Below are 24,396 nucleotides of genomic sequence, written 5' to 3'. Positions count from 1 at the left end.
TAACAATATCCGAATTCAAGCGAAACTAAACAGCCAATCGCCGGTTGAATACCGACTAAAGGCTGCTTAGAAGGTGTTTTATTATTGTCTCAAAAACGACAGGCAGTGCCCTCCAAACGATGCGGCTTTCTACTTAACGATTAAAGATTGCTTAATCCGAAAATACCAATCCAAAATAATACTTTAAATCCGAGTGTAAGTACTCCTAAAATGAATGAAGCTATCGCGATTCCTTTACCGACAGTTTTATTTAAACCAATTAGTCCAAAAACGATTGCCAAGATTCCTAAAAAGTAAGGAAAAAACGGTATAATATTAAAAATAACTCCAATAATCCCTAAAACCATTCCCGCGATTGCCAAACCATTGCTTTCATCCCTTTTTACAATAATTGTTTGTGACTCATTGTCCATTTTTCTGCCCCCTTCCCGTATACGAATTGGAATTCAATTTACAAAGGTATCGTATCACATACAAATACCACCATCAACAAAATTCAGAATATTTACGATAGATCATACCTCCATCTTTTGAACATATTCAAAAGCCATAATAAAGCATATGTAAGTACTTCAAACGCATAAACCCGTTAAAGACGCTTAACGAATCAATTGAAAGTCTATTTATTCTTTTACAACTATTTAATTATGTTTGATATAATACATACGATCCTACTTTTAAAGACAGAGAGGAGTTTGAATACTATATGGAAAATCGTTTTGAGGTTAGTTTTAAAAATCCGGTACTTCGTACATGGATTATTATCTTTTTTCCATCATTTGTAGTCGCATCTGTACTTTTGTTTTTGACAAATATTCCATCGCCTTATATTACTTTTACTTTCACTACTGGATCATGGTTAATATTTTTTTATATGGTACATCTTTTACAAGAAGAAAAACAAAAGAATAATGAGTGATAACGAATCATCTTCATAAAATCAAGACTGGGACAAAACCCAGAACAGTCCACTATGTAGTTGTTGGACAGCTATACGTGTCCTAACAATACAAACTAAACAATGCACATTGCTCTTATCCAAATTCAACATAATTCCCTTTCCCATCGGGCTACTTTTACAGGCATGTATGTAACTTCCTTATAGCAAACAAAAAACACATAACCCATCCCCCAAACGCAAAAGCCTCGTCAAAAACGCATAACACCATTAAATAGACGCTTAATCCCCACCAATCCCACTTTCATCGACGAACGATACATATCCAAGTATTGTTCCAATGAAATCGGGAATCTTAAAGCAAACAGAATAGATGGAGGACTTGAGTTGAAAACATATAAATGGATTATGCTCGTTTGCGTTTTGATCGCAGCAATCGGAAGCGCCACTTTTGTAAGCTATGCCACTTCTCTCAGTGCCGATTCGGAAAACGACACGCTCTATAAAAAAATCCAGCTATACGCCAAACAATTTGATATTGAGCCGATCGATGCAAAAATCGATCGGGTTTGGAAGGCGATTCCTGGATACAATGGGCAGCGCATCGATGTAAAAGCTTCGTACAATAAAATGAAGAAAGCCGGCAAGTTCGATCATGCCAAACTTGTATTTGAAGAAGTACCGCCCGCTGTCCATTTGGATGATCTATCACCTCCTCAGCCGATCTTCAGAGGGAATCCCGAAAAGCCAATGGTGTCCTTGCTCATTAATGTTGCCTGGGGAAATGAATTCATTCCGCCCATCCTCAACATTTTGAATGACCATCAAGTGAAAGCAACATTTTTCTTCGACGGTAGCTGGGTGAAAAAGAATCCGGATATTGCTTTGTTAATATACAATGAAGGGCATGAAATTGGCAATCATGCGTATAGCCATCCTGACCTTCAGCAACGCTCCAAAGCCGAAACTTTAGAAGAAATCCAAAAGACAAATGAGGTCATCTACCAAGCAATCGGTGTCCAGCCAAAATGGTTTGGACCGCCGAGCGGAAGCTTCAATCAGCAAACAATTGAAGCCGCACACGAATTGAATATGAAAACAATTTTATGGACAGTCGATACAGTCGATTGGAAAAAACCGAAACCTTCTGAAATGGTGAGACGCGTTGTATCTCAAGTGGAAAACGGCACCATGATTCTCATGCATCCAACTGATCCGGTCGTAAAAGGGTTAGACACAATGCTTACGGAAATCAAAGCGAAAAATCTCCAAATTGGTACAGTCAGTGATCTGATGAGCGAAAAGAGGGTTGATTGACAACTCGTGCCGATGCCTTTCTAAGATACGGTTATACAGCTTCCCCCTTCAAAATAAAATACAAAGGCAGGCCAATCAGAAATAGCCTGATCGGCTTGCCAAAATAATTATAGAAAAATAGTATCTTTTTGTTTCTCACTACAAACACGCATCCAACTCCCACATTTCAATACTCGTACTGCACTCTCATCGTTGATTGGATCATAATTTGCCCTCCTTCAATCGGCGTCGTACTATCCGACATGGCGACCGATTTGAAAGCGACCGGCTGTCCGCTTCTCTCAACTTCAATGATGTTGACTGGTTGAGGGTCTATTTGCAAATGCAATGTTTCTGCAATTGTCCGTGCTTTCGATTGAGCATTTTTTAAAGCTTTAACAATAGCTTCCTGCCTATGGAGCTCAATGTCTTCAACTGAAAATTCTACATTTGTCACCCTGTTTGCTCCATTCGCAACTGCAACATCAATCACAGCGCCCGCTTGTTGAACATCCGTTAGCGTCACTGCAATTGCATTTGTCACTTCATATCCTCGAAAAATTTGTTCTCCATCACGAAAATCATATCTAGGGAAAATCGTATAAGCCACTGTTTGAATATTTTCCCTTGGCACGCCCAAACGAAGTAACGATTGAATTACTTGATTCGTTAAAGCCGCATTTTCCTGCTGTGCCTCTTGCAGCTCTTCGCTTCGCGTATTGATTTCCAAATGAATGGTTGCAACATTTGGCTCAACCGCTACCTTCCCGTTTCCTACAGCCGTAATGTGCCGGGAAGTTTTTTTCACCTGCTGATGAATATACGGATAATACAAAGCTTTCTCCTCCATTTGTTTGATTGGCAAAGCATTCGTTTGAAGCGTAGAATGTCAATAAACAACTAGTCAATGGCCATTTCCACAAAGTTCATTAATACAATATATGACTTCATATTCTATCAAATACAAAAACCTTCAACGTATAATGGGGTATAAATACTAACCGTGGGGGATGAATATCACAGTTTGCATTCATAATTGTCCGAAAATCCCCGTATAGAACTAATCAATCCTATCCGTCAATAAACTGCTTTAGTCCGACCACTTAAACTTTAAACAATTTGATCTGATCATAAAAATCTACCCAAAAAAACAAAAATAGAATCAATTTACCTCCATAAACTGACAAAGTATTCATTTTTCTTTATATATACTATACATAGTTACTAAATACATTTGGAAACGATGATATACATCTCTTATTTGGGCACCTAAGATGTATGGAGTTACTGGTGCAACCGGCCTGATTAGACTTCGACCTTTTGTCGAGCTACTCGGGTTTTTATTTTGACGGAAAGGTGGATATGGACGGATGCGTATTGGAATTGTAGAGAATCATCCTGTAATGAGGAAAGGGTTAGTTTCCCTTTTTGCGGCGGATCAGCGATATGAAGTGGTCGGGGAAGCTGATCATAATGCAGATGCAATGAAACTACTTAGTAAAGTTAAGCCTGATCTATTTATCGTCGATTTACAGTTGGGACAAGAGTATGGTTTGGATTTCATCGTTGAAGCTAAAAACAGAGGATATGCTGGCAAATTTCTCATTTTCACTTCTTCCATTAGTAAAAAAGATTTCTGGAGAGCTCAGGAGATCGGTGTAGAAGGATTAATTTTGAAGGAAGCCTTGCCGGAAGAAATCTTACACGCATTGCAGATCATCCAGAAAGGTCGAAAATATTACGATAGTAGTATTGTTGAGTTCAAAATCAATTCACATCGATTGCATTCGAATCAATACGACAACAGTATCGAACAGTTAACACCAAAGGAAATGGAGGTTTTATTGAAATTAGGAAAAGGATATTCCAATAAAGAAATTTCACAGGCCTTGTTCATAACTGAGTACACAGTGAAAAAACATGTTAGCCAAATTCTTTCAAAGTTGGAACTATCCGATCGTACACATGCTGCCTTATTTGCAAATGCCATCGGATTAGTAACGTATATGGCAAATTGATGCTAAAAAGCTTCGCAAATGACGCGAAGCTTTTTAATTTTATAGATCAATCGGTAATACAGCGATTATAGGCTCCTCAACTTCAGTACGTTCCTCTTCCTCAGTTGTTTCATCTGCTGGAATGCTGTCATCTTCTTCATCTGTTTGCTCATCTGAAGGCAAATCTATTTCCTCGCCCAACTCGGCATCTGGATTCGTTCCTTCTGCAGTGCCTTTCTCTTCCTCAAGTAATTCTCCATCTGTTTCTTCTGATTCTTCTTTCTCCTTCCCAAGATTTCCTTCTTCTCCAATTGCGTCTGCATCATCATTTGTCTCTGGCACATTTCCATTGCTACCGTCCGGATTCGGATTGGAAACCGGCGGAGTCGTTTTACTATAATAGTCTAATTGTGCCATCGCTTCGGCAAGAGCGGCATCCAAGTCTGCTATAATTGCTGCTTTCTCGTCTGATAGATCAATCTGCAAACCACCAAGAAGTTTTGCTGCATAATCTTGCAGCATTTTAACTCGTAAAGCTGTTTCTTCCGCAGTGAATTGTGCCAATTCAGCATCTGCCCGCAATATTTCTTCTCTTATTGCCTCCCTCAATTCACCCATGAGCCGTTCTTTTTCACTCGCTATCGCCTGGTCGATTTGCTCAATCGAAGCTTCCTTTTTCGTTATGAACCAACTCGTAAATAAACTTTGGATATTTTGACCTGCGAACGCCTTATTCATTCCAGTACCAAGCGCTATACTCAGTAATAATACTGCACATAATATACATACTTTTTTGAAGCTTATGTTTGGAAGTTTCATATACACCATCCCTCCGATCAAGGTAAATAAGGACCCCCATACAGCAGGTCCTTATTGTCTTTCGGCGATATTATTTATTAATGCCTTCTACGATTGCATCCAATTCCGCCTGAGCTTCCAATAGAAGTCTCTTTCCAACCATAGTGATGATTTTATCTTGTTCGGCTATCAAGTTATTATTTAACTGCGTGATTTTTGTACGAAGGTCATCGATTTTCGCATCGATCAGTGCCTTAATTTCTTCAATCGTTAAATCTGTATTTTTATCTAACTGTGCTTGAAGATCCTCTTTTGCATATTTAATGGTTTCCTCTAAATCATTAACTGCATTTTCTGTCGTCGCTTTAACGTCTTCAATCATTTTCTTCTGCGCTTCGCTTCCAGCTGCATTTGCATGTTTCTTTAAATCTTCATTAGCATATTCCAATGCTTTTTGGCCAGTTTCATTAATCAACCCTGCGGCAAAATCTTTAAGCGACTTGAATTGGCTCGATAGATAGCTTTCGATATGTGCTTTTTGCTCTTTTATCGAATCGATATGATTTCTGGCACTAGCTTCAATTCCTTTGTTCGTTGCTGCTGTAACGAATTCCCCTCGCTCGCCAATTTTATTTGACGCATCTTCTTTCAGTCCATTATATTCAGTCAAAAGCCCATCAACTTTGCCCTCACCGTAGTTTGCAACAGCTTCGGTAATTTGATTGCTCGATTTAGTAAATTGTGCGTCATACCAATTTTTCAAATGTGTCCCTGCATCGGTTGCACCGAGGGCAACTCCTACTCCCGATAGCAATCCAATCGCGACTGTTCCTGCAATGACTTTTCCTTTAACTGTTTTTAGCATGTAATTCTCTCCTTTGATTATCGTTTACTCATCCAATAGTTCTTCTATCATCTGTTCTACTTCGAATGTGATGTCGGCTTCGATATTAAGCTCGTTGATATAATCATCGAAGCTGTCTTGCTGCAAGTCTGCAACGATTTCATTTAGCTCTTTAACCATTTCAGCCTGTTGTATTTCGATATCTGTTTGTGTATTCTTGATGCTTTCATCACGCAGAATATCAAGGACTGTGTGAAAGGATTTTTTTGATTCCGTTACAAACTGGTTGAAATCTGCTAAACCATCTGCAATTTGTACTCCTGTCACAGTTCCCAAAATCTCGCTTTTTTGCTGAAACGCATCTTCATACCAGCTATAGAGATTCTGTGTTAGATTTGAATATGCATAAATCGTCGTCCCTGCACTTAATAAAATAACTAATAGAATGCAACTTCCTAATACTTTCTTCATCGCTCTGCACCTCTTAATTCATCTCCCCCATTTGAAAGAAAGTTGTATGTTTTTCAAACTATTCTTAGTATAGGTACATTAAGTTCGGACAACCTCCCTCTTACGAGTAATCTTTCAATGGCCAATTCGTCTACTGTAGTATTCTACTTTGGTGTAATTGCTTGTCTAACGAGGCAGCGATATAATTGGAAATCGTCTACTCCACAGATTACAATCCATTGAATGCAAAAAAGGCTTCGCAGAGATTTCTCTCCACAAAGCCTTATTCCTATCCAATTTATCAAATCAATTTTACTTCACATAAATATCTCGATTAAAGATTGCTTCGTTGCCCTCATAATCTTGCACAGGTGAAAATCGATCATAAACTAATCTGACACTTAATTTGTTTCGAAGAGGGTATAAGTCAACGTATTCCGAGTTTCTTGCGCCACGTGAATATTTAGATGAGTCGACTACTTCGATAATATAATCGCCATAATCATATTTGCCATTTCCGTTTGTATCAAAGTAAATGACATCCCTAATTCTACCATCAATCGGCACGTTATCTGCTACTGACGCTCTAATATTCGCTATAAATGTAGCATCCGTCCTAGAGCGCTCTATTGAAGCAATCGAGCTTCCATCTAAAATATGACCATCTAAAGTAATTTCAAGATCATTTGCATCCAATGCTCTGATCGTGTTACTAAATTCTAAGATTAGCGAAGACCCGTCAGGACTGACTGAAGCATAAGTCAGCTCTGGCTGTACTCCACTATAGAATGTTACATTTCCTGCCCCAGGCGATGCAATTGTGTTGCCCGCATTGTCTCGGATATTGTTTACAGTAAATAGCGCCGTTTTAGTTGACGGAATTCCGGATGACGGAACATGCACTGTCACGACCACAGATGTTGCCCGATCAGCCGTTCCAGTGATAGAAGTTGTAACGTAAGAACCGACCGGCAATGCTTTGTTATCCCAAGTATAGTTATTGATGTCTTGGACGGTATCCAAGTTTACACCACTGTCCGCATCAGAAACAGTGTAAGTTGCAGCTTGTTCGCCATAGTAAGATCCGTTTGGCAATGAACCTGTCGTAACCCCTGTAACAACTGGACGAACAGCATCATAAACAGTTCCATTTTCTACGACAAACGTTTGTGTTGCAATCGCATTTGGATTTGGAACGCCTGCTTTATCCACTACTGTATTAGCTGGAATACGCAATTGATACGTACCATTCGGTAATGGATAATGAATGGATAATGTATTATTCGTAATCGTTGAGTTTTGCGAGTTGTAGTAATTCAGATTGACCGGTGTAGCCACTCCTGTTCGTTGGTCGATAACCGTTACTGAATTGTATCTGCCCATGGCAATATCTTCCGTAAAGTTCGCTACAATCTTTCCGTCTTTGTATTCAACGTTTATGAGCGCAGGAGCTATCGTATCTCGTTCCAATGTTACATTTGTTGAATACAGCTCGGCATTGTTACCTACCGTATCTTTCACATCCGCATCGACAAACAAGACTGCATTATATTTATCTTGATAAAATGCATTTGTCCCTGTTAAAACAACTGTTTTCGCATCTTTGCCTGCAGCTGCAGTTAAATGAGTAATCGTTCCGTTCGAATGAACAAGGCGCGCTTTTCCTGTAAAGGATGCGATGTTCATTTCTTTGTCGTACGTCAATTCAATCCGGTTTTCGCCGATCACTTTGACATCTTTGACAGATGGCGCTACCGTATCTGCAGTAATTTTAATGGATGCTTCCACCGGGTTTGGAGATGCAAAATTGTTGCCATAGTCTTTCACGTTCAGCAATTTCACCGTTGCAGTTGTACCAGCCTCGATTTGTTTGCTTGCTGTTACATTTAAACGGTTCGGATTGGACGGATCGTTAGTGACTGTAGCAACTGTATCATTGACATATGCAATGACACCCGCTGCGTTAACTGGCTCATCGAATAGCACTGCAAATGAATTCGTTGACGTTTTCGCAGTGGCGGAGCCCGATACAAATTTTGGTGCTACCGTATCCTTCGCCTTCAAGATCTCCGTGTACTCCTCGAACTTCCCGCCATTTGCCGCCTGAATGGCATCTGTCGCTTTCACCGCATATTCTCCGTCAAAAATCCAGTCAGCTGTAATTGTTAATGTTTTTCCATCTTCGGATAGGACACCTGTTAGTTTTCCTGGGTTCGTTGTCGAACCGGATACCGATGTAAACATAATGTTTCGTACATGATTGGTTCCATCTAAGACAGAAGACTTCGAAACTGCAGTCGCAAATTTCACTTCGACTTGTTTCGCATTGATTGCCTTCACTTCTGTTACGAAGCGATCATCTGCTGCATAGTCAAACTTCATTTCAATCGTTTTTTCAGCTGTCGCATCACCTTTTGTAAGGGTTACGACATAGCTTCCTGCCTCTTTTCCTTCAGCTGCTTTTGCAGTGACGCCTTTTTCAGCTATGAGAGAATCTACATATTTTTGGACGGCTGCCAATTTGTTTTGAGCAGTTGCCGATGGGCCGCCAGAAACTGTGACCGCACCCGCTTTTATTTGGTCGGCAGCTGCATCGACCGCCACTTGATCCTCATCTACTTTTGGCGTTACAAACGCTTCTCCTCTAAAAACAAATGAAGCCATTTGACCACGTGTTACAAATGCGTTTGGTGAGAAAGTAGTCGGTGTTGTGCCTGTCGTAATATCATGTGCATAAAGTGTGCGGACAAATTCCATATGCCATTGTCTTTCATTAATATCCGTAAATGGAAGATAGATCGGCTGATCCTCCAAATCAAATCCAAGCACAAGGATTTTGGACATTTGCGCTCTTGTTAAGCTATCATTCGGTCTAAATGTATTATCCTCATAACCTGAAATGATACCCTCTTCAACAAGCGCAGCGATATATTTATAATACGCATTCGTCTTGCTCACATCTTTGAAGCCCGGATCTTTCACATTATTTGTATCCAAATCCAATACCATTGCCAACAGCTTTGCCGCATCTTGTCGTGTAATGTTCTGGCCTGGCTTGAACGTACCATCCGCATATCCGCTAATCATACCAGCCGCAGAATATTTCATAACCGCTTCGTAAAAGTGATGGCTTGGTATATCCCTTACATCAGAAAATGATGGCGTTTCCGCCTTTGTATGTACTGGCGCTGCCGCAACAAACGCTCCACCAACTACTGCCGTTGCCAATGTCGCTTTGAATGCTTTTTGATAGCTCTGTTTCTTCATCATTAAACCCCCAACCCCTTTATATAATTATGTTTCTATCACAAAATTTAACGTAATAATAGCAATTTACTAACCTATTATCAGTATAATTTAACTGGAAGTTTTGTGCAACTTGATGTATAGGACTGTAGCAGGATTTGATTTGTCTGGAAAGATAAAAAATAAAAAAAATCCAGCATATCGCTTAAACTGTACCTTATAAGATGGACGTCGAGGAAACTGTTGGGACAACGCATCCCAAGAATCGTACTTTGGGCATTTTAAAGATGAAACCTCTATAAAAGAATGTGTAACATTAGAACAGGTAAAGCAAGAAACCATAAGATATATGACGTACTACAATTATTATTGAGGTCAGTGGAATTTTAAAAAGCTACCGCCTGTAAAATACAGACAGTAGCTTCAGCAATCCTTTACAAAGGGCACAGTTTACCTTGTATAGCTGACTTTCTTTTAACAATAGACAACTTCTGGCGAATACACTATGAATTAGTTCAATACATGCGGAGGCCCTACATCTGGCTCATTTTGAATTTCGATATCAGCTGGGCTCCATGCAAGACATAGCATAATGCCAAATGCAAAACTTAAATAGATGATCCGCTTCTTCAATTCCTTCACCTCCTTTCCCTTGTGAGTCGTTCATAAGCGACAATGCATAATGTCTGGCATTCGTGTGCTAACTTATATCTTTTTCGGTTTGCATAATAGAGTGCCATATGCCGTGACGCATCTTTCAACTCTTTCCATTCTTCATGAGAATAAAAATAACGGATGCACAACAGCATACTCTGTTCATAGCGTTGGAACTCATGAACTGCATGGAACATCTTTGCTTCAAAGTAATTTAATTGCATGCATTCCCTTTCCGACAATGGCATTCGCCGGATTAGCCTAATGATTTCCCCAACTGCCATGAAGTCTTCCATGCTGTTCAATATCGTTAGTTTCATTTTGTACGATATAAATAGATTGGAGCTATTCAATCGCTGCTTCATTTCTATGCTTTGGTTAATCGTTTTAAGTGCGTCATAGTAGTTTTTTTCATGCCATTGGACAATCGCCAAATTGTGATAAAGCCTTGCAGTCGTTTCGTTTATTTGTCCGCCTAATACACTCAATCCCTTTTTAATATGTGGAAAAGCTTCAGCATATTTTTGTTGTTCCAAGTACAAAGCGGCAATTAAATTATAGCAATCGCCGGTGGCAGTCCAATCATGGAGCTCCAAATACCCATGCTGTGCTTTATAAGCATATTGAAGTGCTTCGGCATAGTCATATAAATGATAGAGTGCGAGTGAAATATTGTAATAGATCTTCGCTCTTGTATAATCATCTTTTATCATTTCAAGGGCGTCTTTGAATTGTTCTATGCTTTGTAGATACTGTTTATTGAAGTAATCATACAAGCCTAAGATGTATGTGGATATTCCATTCAGTGGTGTTCCAAGAGTCTTAATTGAATTCCTGGGGATGTGGGCAATTTCTGTAGAGTAGTGTTTCTGGGCTTCGGTTATTTGGCCAGCTTTTACCAGTTCGGCGTATTGTAACAAGTTATAGATAGCTTCTTGCGATAATGATGGAATGTACGTAAATTTGGTGGCATGTTTTGCTTTAAAACGGGGAAGATCTTCCATGTTTTCTCTGAGCAGATGTTCATACTTCATCAATACGCTTTGCAGTTCTGAATCATGCGTATGATGCTTGTACAAATATGGAGCTGGAACGTTAAACCGATCGGCAAGCAATTCAAGAACATCTTTAGAAGGCTCAAAACGTCCACTTTCAATATTGCTATAATGGGAGGCGGAAATAATACCGGTACTCGCCTCCTTTTGAGACAATCCTACTGCTTCCCGTAATTTCCGGATTCGGATGCCGATATGCATAAAATTTCCTCCAATCCATCTTCTTACATTTAATTGTAATGAAAAGCTCATATACTTTCAAGTAAATAATTTAATAATTACATATATTCTAACTTTAAAATTTGATTTGCCGATAGACAAATGATTCTTCCTTCCTTTATATAGAAGAAACGATCTATTTTTTTCTATTAACTTTTTCTTTTTCTCCCCGATTTCATAGCTGTTCAATAGGTTGATTTGCTAATTGTTTTGTCAAATAAACAAATGAAATGTCGTTTCTTCCACGTCCCGCTCTACATCAGTTCATTAATTATGTATTTAACCAATATTTAAACTATTCTATACAAACTGCTATAATAATAGTATGTTGGACAACATACTATTAGAAGGCGGACTGGCCAGCCGGCTTCCCAAAGGAGAAGAGATCATGAAAAAGGTTGTCACATTTGTCTTGGCAGGGTTCCTTGTTGGTAGTACACAGTTTTCCGTCCAAGCATCAACCATCTCGTACGCAGATCAAATCGTCTCCATGCAACCCGGCGTCACAGCGGAAGAACTCGCTGAACAAGTGGAAGAGTTGGTCCTTTCCACCGGTATGAGCGAGGAAGAAATTTACGAAGCAATGTATAAAGAAATTGAAAATCAAAATGAAATGGCAGCTTTGGAAGCAAAACAACTATCCGAAGAATATGAAGATTACTCTGCTTCTGAAGATGCGGAAATCCAAGGTGGCGGCGGATCCGCGCTTTACATCGTCGGTCCGAGTTCTCGTGGGGATTTTTATTATACCCCTTCCGCAACCGCATACGTGAATCATGGGCATGTCGGTTTATACTATTCCAGCAATGTTATCGTGGAATCAATTTACCCTTCAGGCGTTCGCAGTATTTCAGCGAACGTTCGGAAGGTAGATAAAGGGGCTGTTGTTAAATCGATATCAACAACCCTTAACAACAAAAATAACGCCACATCATGGGCTTACAGTCAAATTGGTCAACCATATTCGCTCAATTTCGCCAACAACCGCAATACAGGCCATAACGGTGCTAAAAACTGTTCAAAGTTGATTTGGTCGGCATTCAAACTGAACGGTAACTTGGACCTTGATGTCGATAAAGGGTTCGGCGTATATCCAAGGGATGTACGTGACGCACCGCAAACACAGCTTAAGCGCAAAATTTAAAGTATCGCGGAACGAAGCAATACCCACGACTCCAATGGTGCTTCGTTCCGTTTCCCCTTAGGAGGCGGAAAGCTATGAATAAAAAGTGGTTAATTGGTGGACTGATCTGTTTGATCGCTATTATTTGCGTTTCTTTTTTCGCTTTCAACCGGCAATCTTCTATTTCTACATTATCTTACGAAACATTACCCCCACAGCTTATCGAGACTACAAAAACGATACTATATTTCTCCACAACTGCCGATCAGGATATGAACCGTGACGGACTGAGCTTTGCCGTGTTCGTTGACAATAAAGGTGATACGGATATTTACGAAATGGAAGGGTTAGAGTTAGGCACCGTTCTTGCAACTAACGACGCATTGTTTATGGAGGATCGGAGCAATGTATTTTTGATCAATTCTGCAGGGTTACAAATATTCCCAATGGAAACTGAGGAACATACAGGGGAGGTGACGGGTTTTCAAGATGGACGGTTTTATAGTGTAAATAATTCTGGCTTTACCCAAGATGGCGGCTACTCCTCAAGAGTCAGATTCGGCGACGAAAAAGGCTTTGATACTATGTCCATTCCATATTATTTACATATGTCCGGCATTGCGGACGGAGAACTGCTCATGGTGACGGATGAAGCTGAGGAAATTTCATTGCAACGAATGCCGCTCCAAAAAGATATCGAGATCGAAAAAATCGTTTCCCTCGGTCCACTTGGGGAACGTCTCGGCCTATCGCCTATTATGAAAGAGAGCAGCATGTACTATATGATAATGAGCGATACCGAAAAACTAACTAGCGAAATTTATACGGTCAATGAACAGACAAAAAGCGTCACCACAATTCCATTCTTCACGTTTAAGGATGCCGAAGATTATAGGCTGCGCATTCCATTCAATCTTAGAAACGCATCCGCCATCCATGATGGCATACTGTATTATGTGGACGGTTTAGGAGAAGTTCACATATACAATACTATTACTAAAACCGTTGAGCCTTCTTTCTTTATCGAGGGCATCGATGAGGCCTCTCCATACATGGCAGAGCAAACATTCTTCAAAGACGGCAACTTATACGTTTTCCGCTATGACGCAGATGCGGGTGATGAGAAAACAAGATCTCACGTAATTGACACTTACGACCTATCCTCACAAAAACGAACAAATAAATTAACAATAGAAGACATTGACTCCATGTACACATACGCCAAACAGAAAGGTAAACAAATCACTTCCTATGACTTTTTTGTTCGGTGAGAACAAATATTCTGTCCTTTAAATATTTGTAATTGAAACTTCTCAATTGATTGGCTTCTGTTGTTGAGCTATAAAAACATAAAACGATTCTATGGAGATCGGTAACACAAAAAAATTAGCTAATTCGTCTCGGATTCAATAGTGCCAAGCAAAAAAGAGCAGCACGGCCATTGGCGATTACATTTGCATAACTTGCCTCAATGACTCTGCTCAAAAAACTCAGCCGATCACATTTTTTATCGGCTGAGTTTTATTGATTATGTTCTGTTATTTTCTGCGTTAATCATATGATTTGTTTACGTATCTTCGGCGGTCATAGTTCCTGTTATCCAAATATGCAACCCTATTATCAATCAATTCTATGTCAATACCTTTTTCTTCTTTTCTTCCATTGCCCCAATGATGGTATTGTTATCATATAAATGACAGGCAACCTGTTGTTGTTCATTTATCGATTGCAATTCAGGTCTCTTTGTTTTGCATACCTCCATTGAATACGGACAACGTGTATGAAATGCACAGCCACTTGGCGGATTAGCTGGATCGGGAACGTCTCCCGATAAAATAATTCGTTCTTTCTTCACTTCTGAATTCACTTCTGGGACTGCAGAAATGAGTGCTTCAGTATACGGATGATTAGGCTTCTCAAACAGTTTTTCTGTTGTCGAAACTTCCACTATTCTTCCTAAATACATAACGATAACACGATCAGCAATATGCTCAACGACTGATAAATCATGTGTAATAAAGAGGTACGTCAAATTGTACTCCTGTTGCAACTTCCGCAAAATGTTTATAACTTGGGCTTGTACCGATATATCCAATGCGGATACGGGCTCATCCGCAATGATAAGTTTGGGATTTAAAATCAATGCTCTTGCAATACCTATCCTTTGCCGTTGACCTCCACTAAATTCATGGGGATATCGTTCCGCATACGATTCGTTTAGTCCAACTGCATTTAAAATCTCTTTCACCCTTCTAATTCTTTCATTCCGAGAGCCTATACCATGCACTTTTAAAGGTTCCAATAAGGTCCGCTTAATCGTCCATTTAGGATTTAAGCTTGCATACGGATCTTGGAATACCATTTGGATATCCCTTCGAAACTTTTTCAGCTCTTGCTTATTTAGCGATTCAATTCGTTTGCCTTCCATCTCGATAGAGCCCTCTGTCGCTTCGTATAGTTTAATAAGCAATCTGGCCATTGTTGATTTACCGCAACCACTTTCACCGACTACACCAAGTGTTTCACCTTTATATATATCAAAATGAACCCCGTCTACTGCTTTAACAGCAGATTTCTGCTTTGATAAGACACCTTTCTTCATTGGAAAATGTTTTGAGAGATTGTCAACTTTAAGAAACACTTCTTTTTCATTTTCCTTAAGCATTGACTACAGTCCTTTCTTCCTCATATAACCAGCATGCTACTTGTTTTTCGTCAGCAGCTTGGAAAAATGGTGGCTGTTCAGTTTTGCACTTCTCTTCAGCAAATGGGCATCTATCAGCAAAGCGGCATCCTTTTCCCCATGACACTGGTGGCGGCACTTGGCCGGGAATGAAGGGAAGTTTCGATTGTGGCGGAGTGTTTTTGGGCAAGGATGCAAGCAAGCCCTTCGTATAAGGATGTAACGGATTAGACAAAACCGATTTAACTTCACCGCTTTCTACAATCCTGCCCGCATACATTACCAACACACGATCACAAGCCTCTGAAACCACACCTAAATCATGCGTTATTAGTATCATGGCAGTATTATTCTCTCTTTGCAGTTTTTTCAGTAACTCCAATATTTGAGCTTGAATGGTGACATCCAAAGCAGTAGTGGGCTCGTCCGCAATGATTAGCTTAGGATTACATGCGATAGCAATTGCTATCATAACCCTTTGCCGCATTCCCCCTGACAATTGATGTGGATAGCAGTCAGCAATCTCAGCAGCTCTTGCGATTCCTACTTCTTTCAATAAATTAACAATGACTGCATGCCTTTCCGCCTTTGAGAGGCTTTTATGAATCTTTAATGACTCACCAATTTGGTCACCAACTTTATATACAGGATTCAAGGACGTCATCGGTTCCTGAAAGATCATGGAGAGCTGGTTGCCGCGCAAACCGCGGAATTTCTTCTTGGATACTCCGCTTAAATCTATATCGTCAAATAGGATAGCATCTGCCTTCACTTCACCCGGAGGTTTTATTAAACCCATGACAGAAAGGGACGTTAAACTTTTTCCACAGCCTGATTCACCAACAATTCCTAACGTTTCACCCTCAAATACTTCAAAGGAAATATTATCTACTGTCACGATCTTCTGTTTATTATTCTTAAAGCTAGTAGATAAATTCTTCACGTCCAATATTTTTCGTTTCAAATTTATCGCCTCCCAAGATTACACTAGTGTCCGTAAGGCTTCATCCATTGATTTCAATAACTTTTCTAATTCTGCGTCTTTATGGGCATATGAAATCGCATGATGAAGCAAGTAATTTCCGGAGCAATATACTCCTTGCTCGCTAAGCGCATGTGTGAATTTCTGGTAGGCCTCTTTATTTGATTGGGCAGCATCTCGATAGTTATTTGGTGCTTTGTCCGAAAAATACCAATGAAAATGACCGCCTTTTCCGCGCATCATAACAGAGATATTTTTCTCTTTTGCGCTGTCATTAAATTTCTTAATGAGCATATCGGTTCTACGATCTAATACTTCCAAAACATTTAACTCTTCATAAAGCTCCATAAAAGAAAGCGATGCCGCTAACGATACTTGGTGTCCATTATAAGTTCCGACAAATGAACATGATCCCGGACCAGGCGCTGATTTACCCATTATTTCAGCTTTACCCGCAACAGCCGCCATTGGATAGCCATTGCTAATCGCCTTCCCGAATGTCGATAAATCAGGCGCAACTCCATGTCTGACCTGCAATCCGCCTTTCGATTCTCTAAAACCAGTAAGCAACTCATCGAAGACAAGAATAATCTCATATTTGGAGCATAGATCTTTCAAACCTTGAAGATATTCTTTTGACCCCGGTATATATCCAACATCGATCATTGTCGGTTCAATAATTAAAGCTGCAAGTCTTTCATGATGCGCAGCAAATATACGCTCTGTTGCGTCCAGATCATTAAAAGGTATGACAACTGTACTTTTTACGACATCTTCCTTTAACCCTAATGAACCTGGTAAGGAATTCGGCTCACTTGCATCTCCTGCAAGATCTAAATTTGGCCACGTGCTCACATTCACTGCATCATGCCATCCATTATAAGCACCTTCCACAACCGCAATATCCTGTTTCCCTGTATAGGTACGGGCGATGAGCATTGCATGCATAACCGCTTCCGTTCCTGTATTGGTGAACTTAACCTGATCAGCTGTTGTAACGAAGCTTAAAAACTTCTTTGCCGTTTCAATGCTTAACTCTGTTTCCAAACCTGTAATTATTCCATTTTTAAGACGCTCTTGCATCCTCTCGTTAAATTCTTCATTGTTATGTCCAAGAATGACTGCGCCATTTCCCATAATAATGTCTAAGTAGGAATTATCATCTACATCCTTAATATAGGCACCATTTGCTTCTTTAAAATAGATCGGATGCGGTTGACGAAAGCGACTATTCGAATGCACACCGCCCGGAACAAACTTACGAATGTTTTCATATAGTGTTGAAGACTTTGTCAAATTCATTTTTTATTCTCCTTATCCATATAGCTGCAGTTCTTCAGCTGTTAGCATATTTTGATACAAATAGTAATAGAATTCTTTTTTCTGACTGTCAGGTATTCGTTTATAGGCTTCCTTTACTCCTTCATAGCCTCGATAATATGCATATATAAATGGAGCCCGCAGTGGGTGGCTTATAAAGCGCATCCGAGAATCAATCCACTCTTGTTGTCCAAATGCAAAAGATCTTAAAAACTCTCTCACTTCTTGTTCTGGTCTGTTCAATTCATTCAGCATATAAGATGAATTCATTCCCGCTACAGATTTGATTCGCTGGACTGTATCAGCTATCCGATCATGATCCGTCGTCATCCAATCAATAAACTGCAGACCATTGTCGCCTATTCCTTCAAATAATGGACTTGATGCCGAGTTTGTGATAACCAATGCAGCATCTGCTGGAACTTCTCCTCTTAAATAAGCTTGTTCTCTTACATATAGATGTGTAGTATGTCCTGGAAACACTTCATGTGTCGCTAAGTGTTTCAATGATTCATACGTATAATCCAAATCACCGTTGATGATCATCGTTTCATTGACATAGTCACAATAGGCACTGTAAGGAACGTCATGAACGATTTTCACTTTTATATGAATGTCTTCCACTTCCGGAAACATTTTTTCTACTACTCTTTCTTTTGCTTTACATAACAATTCATTTAGTACTGATTCAATCTCATCGAGAGGCACATGCCTGCTTGCTGTCCACTGTCCGTAATTAGACGATAGGTCGCCACTTAAACCTATGCTTTTAAAATGCACCTGTAACTCCTCATGTAAGTTTGCACATTGAGCTGAAGTGAATGGATTATCATTTACAAATAAAAATCCCCGAACTCTACTAAGAAAATTGTTCAAATCTTTTTTCTTCCAAAGCACTAAGTTTTTAATGCTTTCGATTTGCTTGTTCATATAGAATCTTCTACGTTCATCTTGTATTGTTCTATATTCATGCTGTAACTGCACCAAATCCTCATATACATCTTCTAAACTTGTATACGTTTCCGGCTTGAGCATTGTTAGATTGACAGGTACTATTCCCTCGGAGTTTAACGCTTCTTCTTTTGAAGCGTTGTCATCTGTCATTTGTTTGAAAAGATGATCGAACCCTTGAACGATACGAACAAATTTGTCACCTAACAAAAAATCCTTTTCCTCATATACGATCGATTTCATAATTAACGCTCCGCCGTTTCTAAGTTTCCTAACATGTAGCCATAATCACCAGCGTTCACTTTACCTACAAGACCCCTCATTAAAACTACGATATTTTGTTCAAATGGCGTCTCAATGGTTTCAAGCAACTCAAACGTTTTAGGATTGTAAATGTTCGCTAACACCTGTTTACCTTCGATTTTTTTACCTACATGATCAAAGCTGTACTCAGGCACCAACATTCCTCCTTGTTTTGGCCGTATAATTTGAATTTCGCTTAATACGGTTTGTTTCGAAGTAATGACAGTGTCCCCAGGAATCATGTTCAAATACTTCAGACAATTATTAATGCCTTTAATCCCTCTATCGATATGCTCTTGGAAGTTAGGGCCTCCACCGATCTCAACAGTGACACTCGGAATGCCTTTCTCCGTTGTATATGTCGCAGTAGTTCCCTCATATACGTCAGCAGGGCGATACAAAAGCGGAAAATCAAATGCTCTTGACATCTCTTCTGCATTTTGAATATAGACATAATCTACAATCGGAACTGCCCCACCTGCATGTAAATCAATATAAAAGTCCACTTGATCCAAAAAGTTTACTACGATACTCTTTGCTAATTGCTCACTTACCCAACCATTTTCATTTCCCGGAAATAATCTGTTTAAATTATTCATATCTAAAGGCGTGTTACGAGATAATGCCTCAAATGCCAATGGATTTGCCACAGGCAATAAAAGAAGCGTCCCCGATAGTTCTTCATCGTTGATCGACTCATAAATTCTTCTAATAATTTCGCTACCAATAATTTCATCGCCATGGATTGCTGCTGAAATGCCTAAAGTCGGTCCCGGCTTGCTACCTTTAATTGTATGGATGCCTAATGAAACTTTTTCTCCGTTCGATAAATGCGTAACAGTAACCTCTTCGAATTTTCTACTCATGTCTACGTACTCCCTTTCATCTTCTTTTTAGTTTTGTATCTGTTAAATCTCTAATTCCATCGCCAAGGAGATTAAAGCCTAATACTGTAATCATGATGGCAATTCCAGGATAAAGAGAAAGATGGAACGATTCTCTTATATACTTCATCCCGAAAGCTAAGGTCCATCCCCAACTTGCTTCTGGGGGCTGTATGCCCAAGCCTAAGAAACTTAGTGTCGCTTCCGAAACAATTGCAACGCCAATGCCTAAAGTAGCGACAACAATGATGGGTGCCATCGTGTTCGGTAGAATATTCAGAAAAATTATTCTGAAATCTGAAGATCCTATTGTTTTTGCCGCCTGAATATACTCTTCTTCTTTTATCGAGAGGACATTTCCACGGACAATCCGTGTATAGTTCGTCCAATAGACAAAACCAAGTGCAATAATAACGTTATTTATCCCTGGACCTAACGATGCAACTAAAGCAATTGCTAACAAAATAACCGGGAATGATAAAAAGATATCTACAATGCGCATAATAATCGTATCAATCAGCCCGCCATAATACCCCGCAATCAATCCCAACGTCACTCCGATCACCATGGATACCGCAACTGAAACAATACCTACATGCAATGAAACTCGTGCACCATAGACCAATCTTGTAAACAAGTCTCTTCCATACTGATCTGTTCCTAAAATATGATTTTCTTCTCCAGGCTTCAACAATGCCTTACCCATATCCATTTCATACGGATCATGCGTTGTTAGCAATGGGGCGAAAATAGCGCATAGGACAACGATCGCAACGATTATTCCTCCTATGAATGCTGATTTGCTCTTTAAAAGAAGACTTGCCTTATCCTTTAAATTAAATCTATAAGGTTTTTCTTTCTCTATATTGAGCTCCAATTTTTTCACCTACTTACTGTTGCTGTATTTTTGGATTAATCAACGAGTACAATACATCGATTAATAGGTTAATAAGGGCAAACAATAGGGCTACTACTAATACCGACCCCTGAACTACTGGGAAATCTCGTTGACTAATTGCAGTAATGAGCAGCCTTCCAATTCCAGGCCATGCAAACACTGTCTCAGTAACAATAGCCCCTCCGATTAGATTGCCAAATTGCAAGCCGATAATTGTTACAATCGGGATCAATGCATTTCTGAAAGCATGTTTCATAATGACATAGAAATTTTTTACGCCTTTCGCTTCAGCTGTTCTAATATAATCTTCATTTAGCACTTCTAACATGGCTGATCTCACCATTCGTGTAATAAATGCCGCACTCATCAGCCCTAATGTCAATGCAGGTAAGATTAAGTGCTTTAAACTCTCCATGACATAATAGATATTTCCTGTTTTAATCGTTTGACCAATTGCACTGTATAGCGGATCGCCTCTACCGAATGACGGCAATATGTTTAGATCAACTGAAAAGAACAAGATGAGCAGCAGTCCTAACCAAAATACCGGAATGGAGATACCTAATTGGGCAAAAAACATACTTGAATAATCGATCCAAGAAAATTGTTTAACTGCTGACCAAATGCCAAGTGGGACCGCAATGATTAGTGCGATTATCAGCCCTAAAACAGCTAATTCGAGCGTTGCTGGCAAATGAGACATTACAATAGAAGAAACTGATTCATTTTGGATAAAGGATTGTCCCAAGTCTCCCTTCGCTAATCCAAGCAAAAAATGCCCCAATTGTACAAAAAACGGATCATTTAAGCCCATCTGTTCTTTAAAACGGTGTACTTCCTCTTTAGTAGCGTCTTGTCCCAATAATGTAGTGGCGGGATCACCCGGCACTAAAAATAACAGAAGAAAGACAAGGACTGATATTCCTATTAATACAGGAATTAATTGGACTAATCGTTTACCTATAAATCGAGCCATCTTACCACCCCTAAGAGAAGGGGGCTCTCCCCCCTTTTCCATTTATTGAATTGATACGTCTTTTAAACTGTAAAAGCTTCCATTTGAATAGGGAGTAAACCCATCGACATCATTGCTGTACATGGCGAAGTAACCTTGATACAACACTACATTGTAAGCAACATCTTCCGTTACAATTTGTGCAATCTCCTTATACATCTCTTTTCGCTCATTTTGATCTGCTGAAGCTCTCGCACTTTCTAATAATTCATCCACTTTAGGATTATTGTATTTTCCATAGTTGCTGCCGCTAGTCGAATGGAATTGATTATAGGTGGCGCGATCAGGATCCGTTAAATTTAGCCATCCTAACAAGGCAATATCATATTTTCCTTCCATCAAATTTGCGCTGAATGTAGACCACTCATTTGTTACTACCTCCGTTTTTATACCGTTTTTCTCAAATTCATTTTGCAAATACTCCACCATTTGCATCCGATTTGGATCCTCACTATGCGTAGATAACTGGATTTTAAATAGCTTGCCGTCTTTATCGTAAAAGCCATCCCCATTTGTATCCTTCCACCCAGCTTCCTCAAAAAGTAGTTTTGACTTTTCCGGATCGTAAGGAAAGGTTGGTACATCGTCTGTATACGCCCAAGACGACGGAACTAAAGGAGATAATCCTGGTTGATCCATATTTCGATAAACATCTTCTGAAATAACTTCTTTATTAATTAAGTGAGAGATTGCTTGCCTCACTTTCACATCTTTGATTACATCGCTCTCCTGATTGAAGTTTAAATAAGTAAAACCAAGCCCTTCTTTTTCTTCAACAACAAAGTCATCGTTCTCTTTCATTCTTTGTATGTCTTGCGGTGACAATGGAGAATGTACAATATCAATGTCTCCCGCTTCCAGTGAAGCTACACGTGTCGTATTGTCAGGAATTATGAAATACGTAACTTTTTTCGTTTTCGGCGCGCCTGCCCAATAGTCTTCATTTGCTTCAAACTGTATTTTATTGTTCTTGTCCCATTTGACCATCTTATACGGTCCTGTTCCAATCGGTTCAGAAGCCATTTTCTGTTCATCATTTTCAGCAATATGCTTCGGCACAATTCCAATGTCCAAATAGCTCAATAACGGCGCATATGGCTGATTTAAATTAAACTGAACCTTGTATTCGTCAATCACTTCCACTGATTCAATTGGTTGATACATAGATATAAACGGTGCTTTAAAATCCGGATCTAAAATTTTGTCAAAAGTATACTTAACATCCTCTGCGGTGAACGGCTCACCATCATGAAACTTCACATCTTCTCTCAGTGTAAACACCCATGTTAGCGGGTCTGGATTGTCCCATTCAGTCGCCAATGACGGCTCTGGTTCCTGTGTATCAGATAGACGGATTAATCCATCAAAAACGATATCAGTAACCCGTTTTCCAGATGATTCATTTGTCAGTCGGGGATCCATGGAACCCGCATCAATATCCAATCCAACACGTATTTCGCCTTTTGCCTCTCCCGATTGCTCGCCATTAGAAGCACCTGTGGAATTAGGATCCTCATAACTGCATCCCGCAATGAATAGCATCAATACAAGCAAGCCTGCAAACAAACGTCCTTTTTCGATTTTCATGTTCTTATTCTCCTTATACTCTTTCTTCTTCCAATATGAGTAGTTCTTTCGGTAATTTGTTTAAGCATTCCGATCCAGTCTTCGTAACAAGAACAACATCTTCAATTCGAAGACCATAATTTCCTTGCAAATACAATCCAGGACCAACAGTGACGACCATCCCCTCCTTTACAATTTCAGTATTGTTGTGGTGAATATATGGCAATTCATAAGCCTCAATTCCAATACCATGCCCCGTGCCATGGATAAAATATTGTTCGAGATTGTATCGTTTTAAATAGTTTCGAATGGATCGGTCTATTTCCTTCAACTCAATTCCCGGCCGAATGATATCCAAGGCAATTTGTTGGGCTTCAAGCAAACGTGAATATAATGTTGAATAGGCTGAAAATATTTCCGATCGTGCAAACATTCTTGTCATGTCTGAACAGTAGCCATTAAATTTTGCTCCTATATCGACTAAAAGAGGTTCATTTGGAAGAATCATTGTATTTCCCGCTTTGTGATGCGGATTTACGGTATTAACTCCTGATGCAACAATAGGAGTAAACGAAACTTCATCGACCTCATAGTTATCAAAAAAGGAGACAACCATTTGCGCTATCTTCTCCTCAGTTGTTGGATAGGTTTGCAATTGAACCGTTTGGAGCATAACAGCATCGGCAATTCGGGCAGATTGCGATAATGCATTGATTTCATTCTCGTCTTTTATCTCGCGAAGCCTTTCAACACAGTCGGAAATAGATAGTGTAAGATCTTTTCGATTTTGAATGATGTAGTACATGGCAGAGGAAACTAAGTTTTCATCGATTCCTACTCTCTCATGCAAAGGTATTTGTTGTAATATCAAATCGATTGGATAATCTCCGTCCCGATAGAACGTGACATGAAACGGAAAATCCTCTGCAACGCCTTCTGAGAAAATGCTGTTTACAAAAAAACGGATATCTCCTTGTGAATTAATCGTACAAGCAGAAATTCTTTTGCCTGTATCAAATGTAAAATGAAACAAATATGATAAATTCTCTTTAGAAACAAGTACAAGGCGATCCAGTTTCATTTCGTTCATTTTCGCAAGCAGTTTTCTCAAACGTTTATTGTTCATTCATCTTCCTCCATTGTCTCTCGATTTTTTTAATAAAAAAGGGCAGAACTAAAAAGCATCTTGCGCTTTTTAGTTCTGCCCGGGTTTG

General features: G+C 39.5%; 21 protein-coding genes, 1 pseudogene and 1 riboswitch. Of the genes and pseudogenes, 5 read left to right on the top strand and 17 right to left on the bottom strand.

The features are described from left to right. Positions 1-140: 140 nt before the first annotated feature. Entirely contained in the window at positions 141-413 is a 273-nt protein-coding gene (locus tag WFH04_RS09270) for a DUF4190 domain-containing protein (protein WP_336823771.1), read from the bottom strand. Between the two features lie 872 nt (positions 414-1,285). Between WFH04_RS09270 and WFH04_RS09265 the strand changes: the two genes are divergently transcribed. Then, a complete protein-coding gene (locus WFH04_RS09265; RefSeq protein ID WP_336823770.1) occupies positions 1,286-2,215 on the top strand; it encodes a polysaccharide deacetylase family protein in 930 nt (309 codons plus the stop codon). 166 nt (positions 2,216-2,381) lie between these two features. Here the strand turns inward: WFH04_RS09265 and WFH04_RS09260 are convergent, their stop codons facing one another. Then, positions 2,382-3,029 (bottom strand): SIMPL domain-containing protein, encoded by a 648-nt coding sequence (locus tag WFH04_RS09260; protein ID WP_336823769.1) that lies wholly within the window; start codon positions 3,027-3,029, stop codon positions 2,382-2,384. A 392-nt stretch (positions 3,030-3,421) separates the two neighbouring features. Further along, positions 3,422-3,505, top strand: a riboswitch (cyclic di-GMP riboswitch). A gap of 59 nt (positions 3,506-3,564) precedes the next feature. On the opposite strand from WFH04_RS09260, the gene WFH04_RS09255 reads away from it, so the two are divergent. Continuing rightward, the gene (locus tag WFH04_RS09255) at positions 3,565-4,212 is read left to right on the top strand and encodes a response regulator (RefSeq protein WP_336823768.1); all 648 of its coding nucleotides are present in this window, start codon (positions 3,565-3,567) and stop codon (positions 4,210-4,212) included. A gap of 39 nt (positions 4,213-4,251) precedes the next feature. On the opposite strand, the gene WFH04_RS09250 is transcribed toward WFH04_RS09255, so the two are convergent. The 4 genes from WFH04_RS09250 to WFH04_RS09235 form a co-directional block, all read right to left on the bottom strand. Beyond that, complete coding sequence (locus WFH04_RS09250) at positions 4,252-5,010, bottom strand: hypothetical protein (RefSeq protein ID WP_336823767.1); 759 nt, start codon at positions 5,008-5,010, stop codon at positions 4,252-4,254. A gap of 70 nt (positions 5,011-5,080) precedes the next feature. Next, positions 5,081-5,854, bottom strand: coding sequence for a hypothetical protein (locus WFH04_RS09245; protein WP_336823766.1), 774 nt, complete (start codon positions 5,852-5,854; stop codon positions 5,081-5,083). A 24-nt stretch (positions 5,855-5,878) separates the two neighbouring features. Then, the gene (locus WFH04_RS09240; protein WP_336823765.1) at positions 5,879-6,304 is read right to left on the bottom strand and encodes a hypothetical protein; all 426 of its coding nucleotides are present in this window, start codon (positions 6,302-6,304) and stop codon (positions 5,879-5,881) included. A 291-nt stretch (positions 6,305-6,595) separates the two neighbouring features. Continuing rightward, a complete protein-coding gene (locus WFH04_RS09235; RefSeq protein WP_336823764.1) occupies positions 6,596-9,553 on the bottom strand; it encodes an S-layer homology domain-containing protein in 2,958 nt (985 codons plus the stop codon). A gap of 205 nt (positions 9,554-9,758) precedes the next feature. Between WFH04_RS09235 and WFH04_RS09230 the strand changes: the two are divergent. Further along, positions 9,759-9,902: pseudogene (locus WFH04_RS09230) on the top strand (IS3 family transposase); the annotation flags it as partial. A gap of 137 nt (positions 9,903-10,039) precedes the next feature. Here WFH04_RS09230 and WFH04_RS09225 read toward each other — a convergent pair. Both WFH04_RS09225 and WFH04_RS09220 read right to left on the bottom strand, forming a co-directional pair. Beyond that, entirely contained in the window at positions 10,040-10,162 is a 123-nt protein-coding gene (locus tag WFH04_RS09225; RefSeq protein WP_336823763.1) for a hypothetical protein, read from the bottom strand. A gap of 5 nt (positions 10,163-10,167) precedes the next feature. Then, complete coding sequence (locus WFH04_RS09220) at positions 10,168-11,439, bottom strand: helix-turn-helix domain-containing protein (RefSeq protein WP_336823762.1); 1,272 nt, start codon at positions 11,437-11,439, stop codon at positions 10,168-10,170. A 406-nt stretch (positions 11,440-11,845) separates the two neighbouring features. On the opposite strand from WFH04_RS09220, the gene WFH04_RS09215 reads away from it, so the two are divergent. Both WFH04_RS09215 and WFH04_RS09210 read left to right on the top strand, forming a co-directional pair. After that, positions 11,846-12,601 carry a hypothetical protein gene (locus tag WFH04_RS09215; RefSeq protein ID WP_336823761.1) on the top strand — a complete coding sequence of 252 codons (756 nt, stop codon included), beginning with the start codon at positions 11,846-11,848 and terminating at the stop codon, positions 12,599-12,601. 74 nt (positions 12,602-12,675) lie between these two features. Next, positions 12,676-13,851, top strand: coding sequence for a hypothetical protein (locus WFH04_RS09210; RefSeq protein ID WP_336823760.1), 1,176 nt, complete (start codon positions 12,676-12,678; stop codon positions 13,849-13,851). Positions 13,852-14,210: 359 nt separating this feature from the next. Here the strand turns inward: WFH04_RS09210 and WFH04_RS09205 are convergent, their stop codons facing one another. Genes WFH04_RS09205 through WFH04_RS09165 form a run of 9 tightly spaced genes read right to left on the bottom strand, consistent with a single transcriptional unit; the run spans position 14,211 to position 24,308 of the window. Further along, positions 14,211-15,245 carry an ABC transporter ATP-binding protein gene (locus WFH04_RS09205; protein WP_336823759.1) on the bottom strand — a complete coding sequence of 345 codons (1,035 nt, stop codon included), beginning with the start codon at positions 15,243-15,245 and terminating at the stop codon, positions 14,211-14,213. Then, positions 15,238-16,227: an ABC transporter ATP-binding protein gene (locus WFH04_RS09200; RefSeq protein WP_336823758.1), complete on the bottom strand. Its 990-nt coding sequence runs from the start codon at positions 16,225-16,227 to the stop codon at positions 15,238-15,240. The genes WFH04_RS09205 and WFH04_RS09200 overlap by 8 nt, the downstream gene beginning before the upstream one ends. Before the next feature lie 18 nt (positions 16,228-16,245). Next, positions 16,246-17,547, bottom strand: coding sequence for an aspartate aminotransferase family protein (locus WFH04_RS09195; RefSeq protein WP_336823757.1), 1,302 nt, complete (start codon positions 17,545-17,547; stop codon positions 16,246-16,248). 12 nt (positions 17,548-17,559) lie between these two features. Then, a complete protein-coding gene (locus tag WFH04_RS09190; RefSeq protein ID WP_336823756.1) occupies positions 17,560-18,759 on the bottom strand; it encodes a hypothetical protein in 1,200 nt (399 codons plus the stop codon). 2 nt (positions 18,760-18,761) lie between these two features. Further along, a complete protein-coding gene (locus WFH04_RS09185; protein ID WP_336823755.1) occupies positions 18,762-19,685 on the bottom strand; it encodes a succinylglutamate desuccinylase/aspartoacylase family protein in 924 nt (307 codons plus the stop codon). A 16-nt stretch (positions 19,686-19,701) separates the two neighbouring features. Continuing rightward, entirely contained in the window at positions 19,702-20,589 is an 888-nt protein-coding gene (nikC, locus tag WFH04_RS09180; protein ID WP_408020182.1) for a nickel transporter permease, read from the bottom strand. A 4-nt stretch (positions 20,590-20,593) separates the two neighbouring features. After that, positions 20,594-21,577, bottom strand: coding sequence for an ABC transporter permease (locus WFH04_RS09175; protein WP_336823753.1), 984 nt, complete (start codon positions 21,575-21,577; stop codon positions 20,594-20,596). Between the two features lie 42 nt (positions 21,578-21,619). Then, on the bottom strand, positions 21,620-23,203 hold the full coding sequence (locus WFH04_RS09170) for an ABC transporter substrate-binding protein (RefSeq protein ID WP_336823752.1): 1,584 nt from the start codon (positions 23,201-23,203) through the stop codon (positions 21,620-21,622). A gap of 13 nt (positions 23,204-23,216) precedes the next feature. Continuing rightward, complete coding sequence (locus tag WFH04_RS09165; protein ID WP_336823751.1) at positions 23,217-24,308, bottom strand: M24 family metallopeptidase; 1,092 nt, start codon at positions 24,306-24,308, stop codon at positions 23,217-23,219. Between the last annotated feature and the right edge of the window lie 88 nt (positions 24,309-24,396).

The sequence above is a fragment of the Sporosarcina sp. USHLN248 genome (assembly GCF_037144575.1).
Taxonomy (GTDB): domain Bacteria; phylum Bacillota; class Bacilli; order Bacillales_A; family Planococcaceae; genus Sporosarcina; species Sporosarcina contaminans.
The sequence above is the reverse complement of the archived record's forward strand: the minus strand, read 5'-3'. Positions and strand labels throughout refer to the sequence as shown.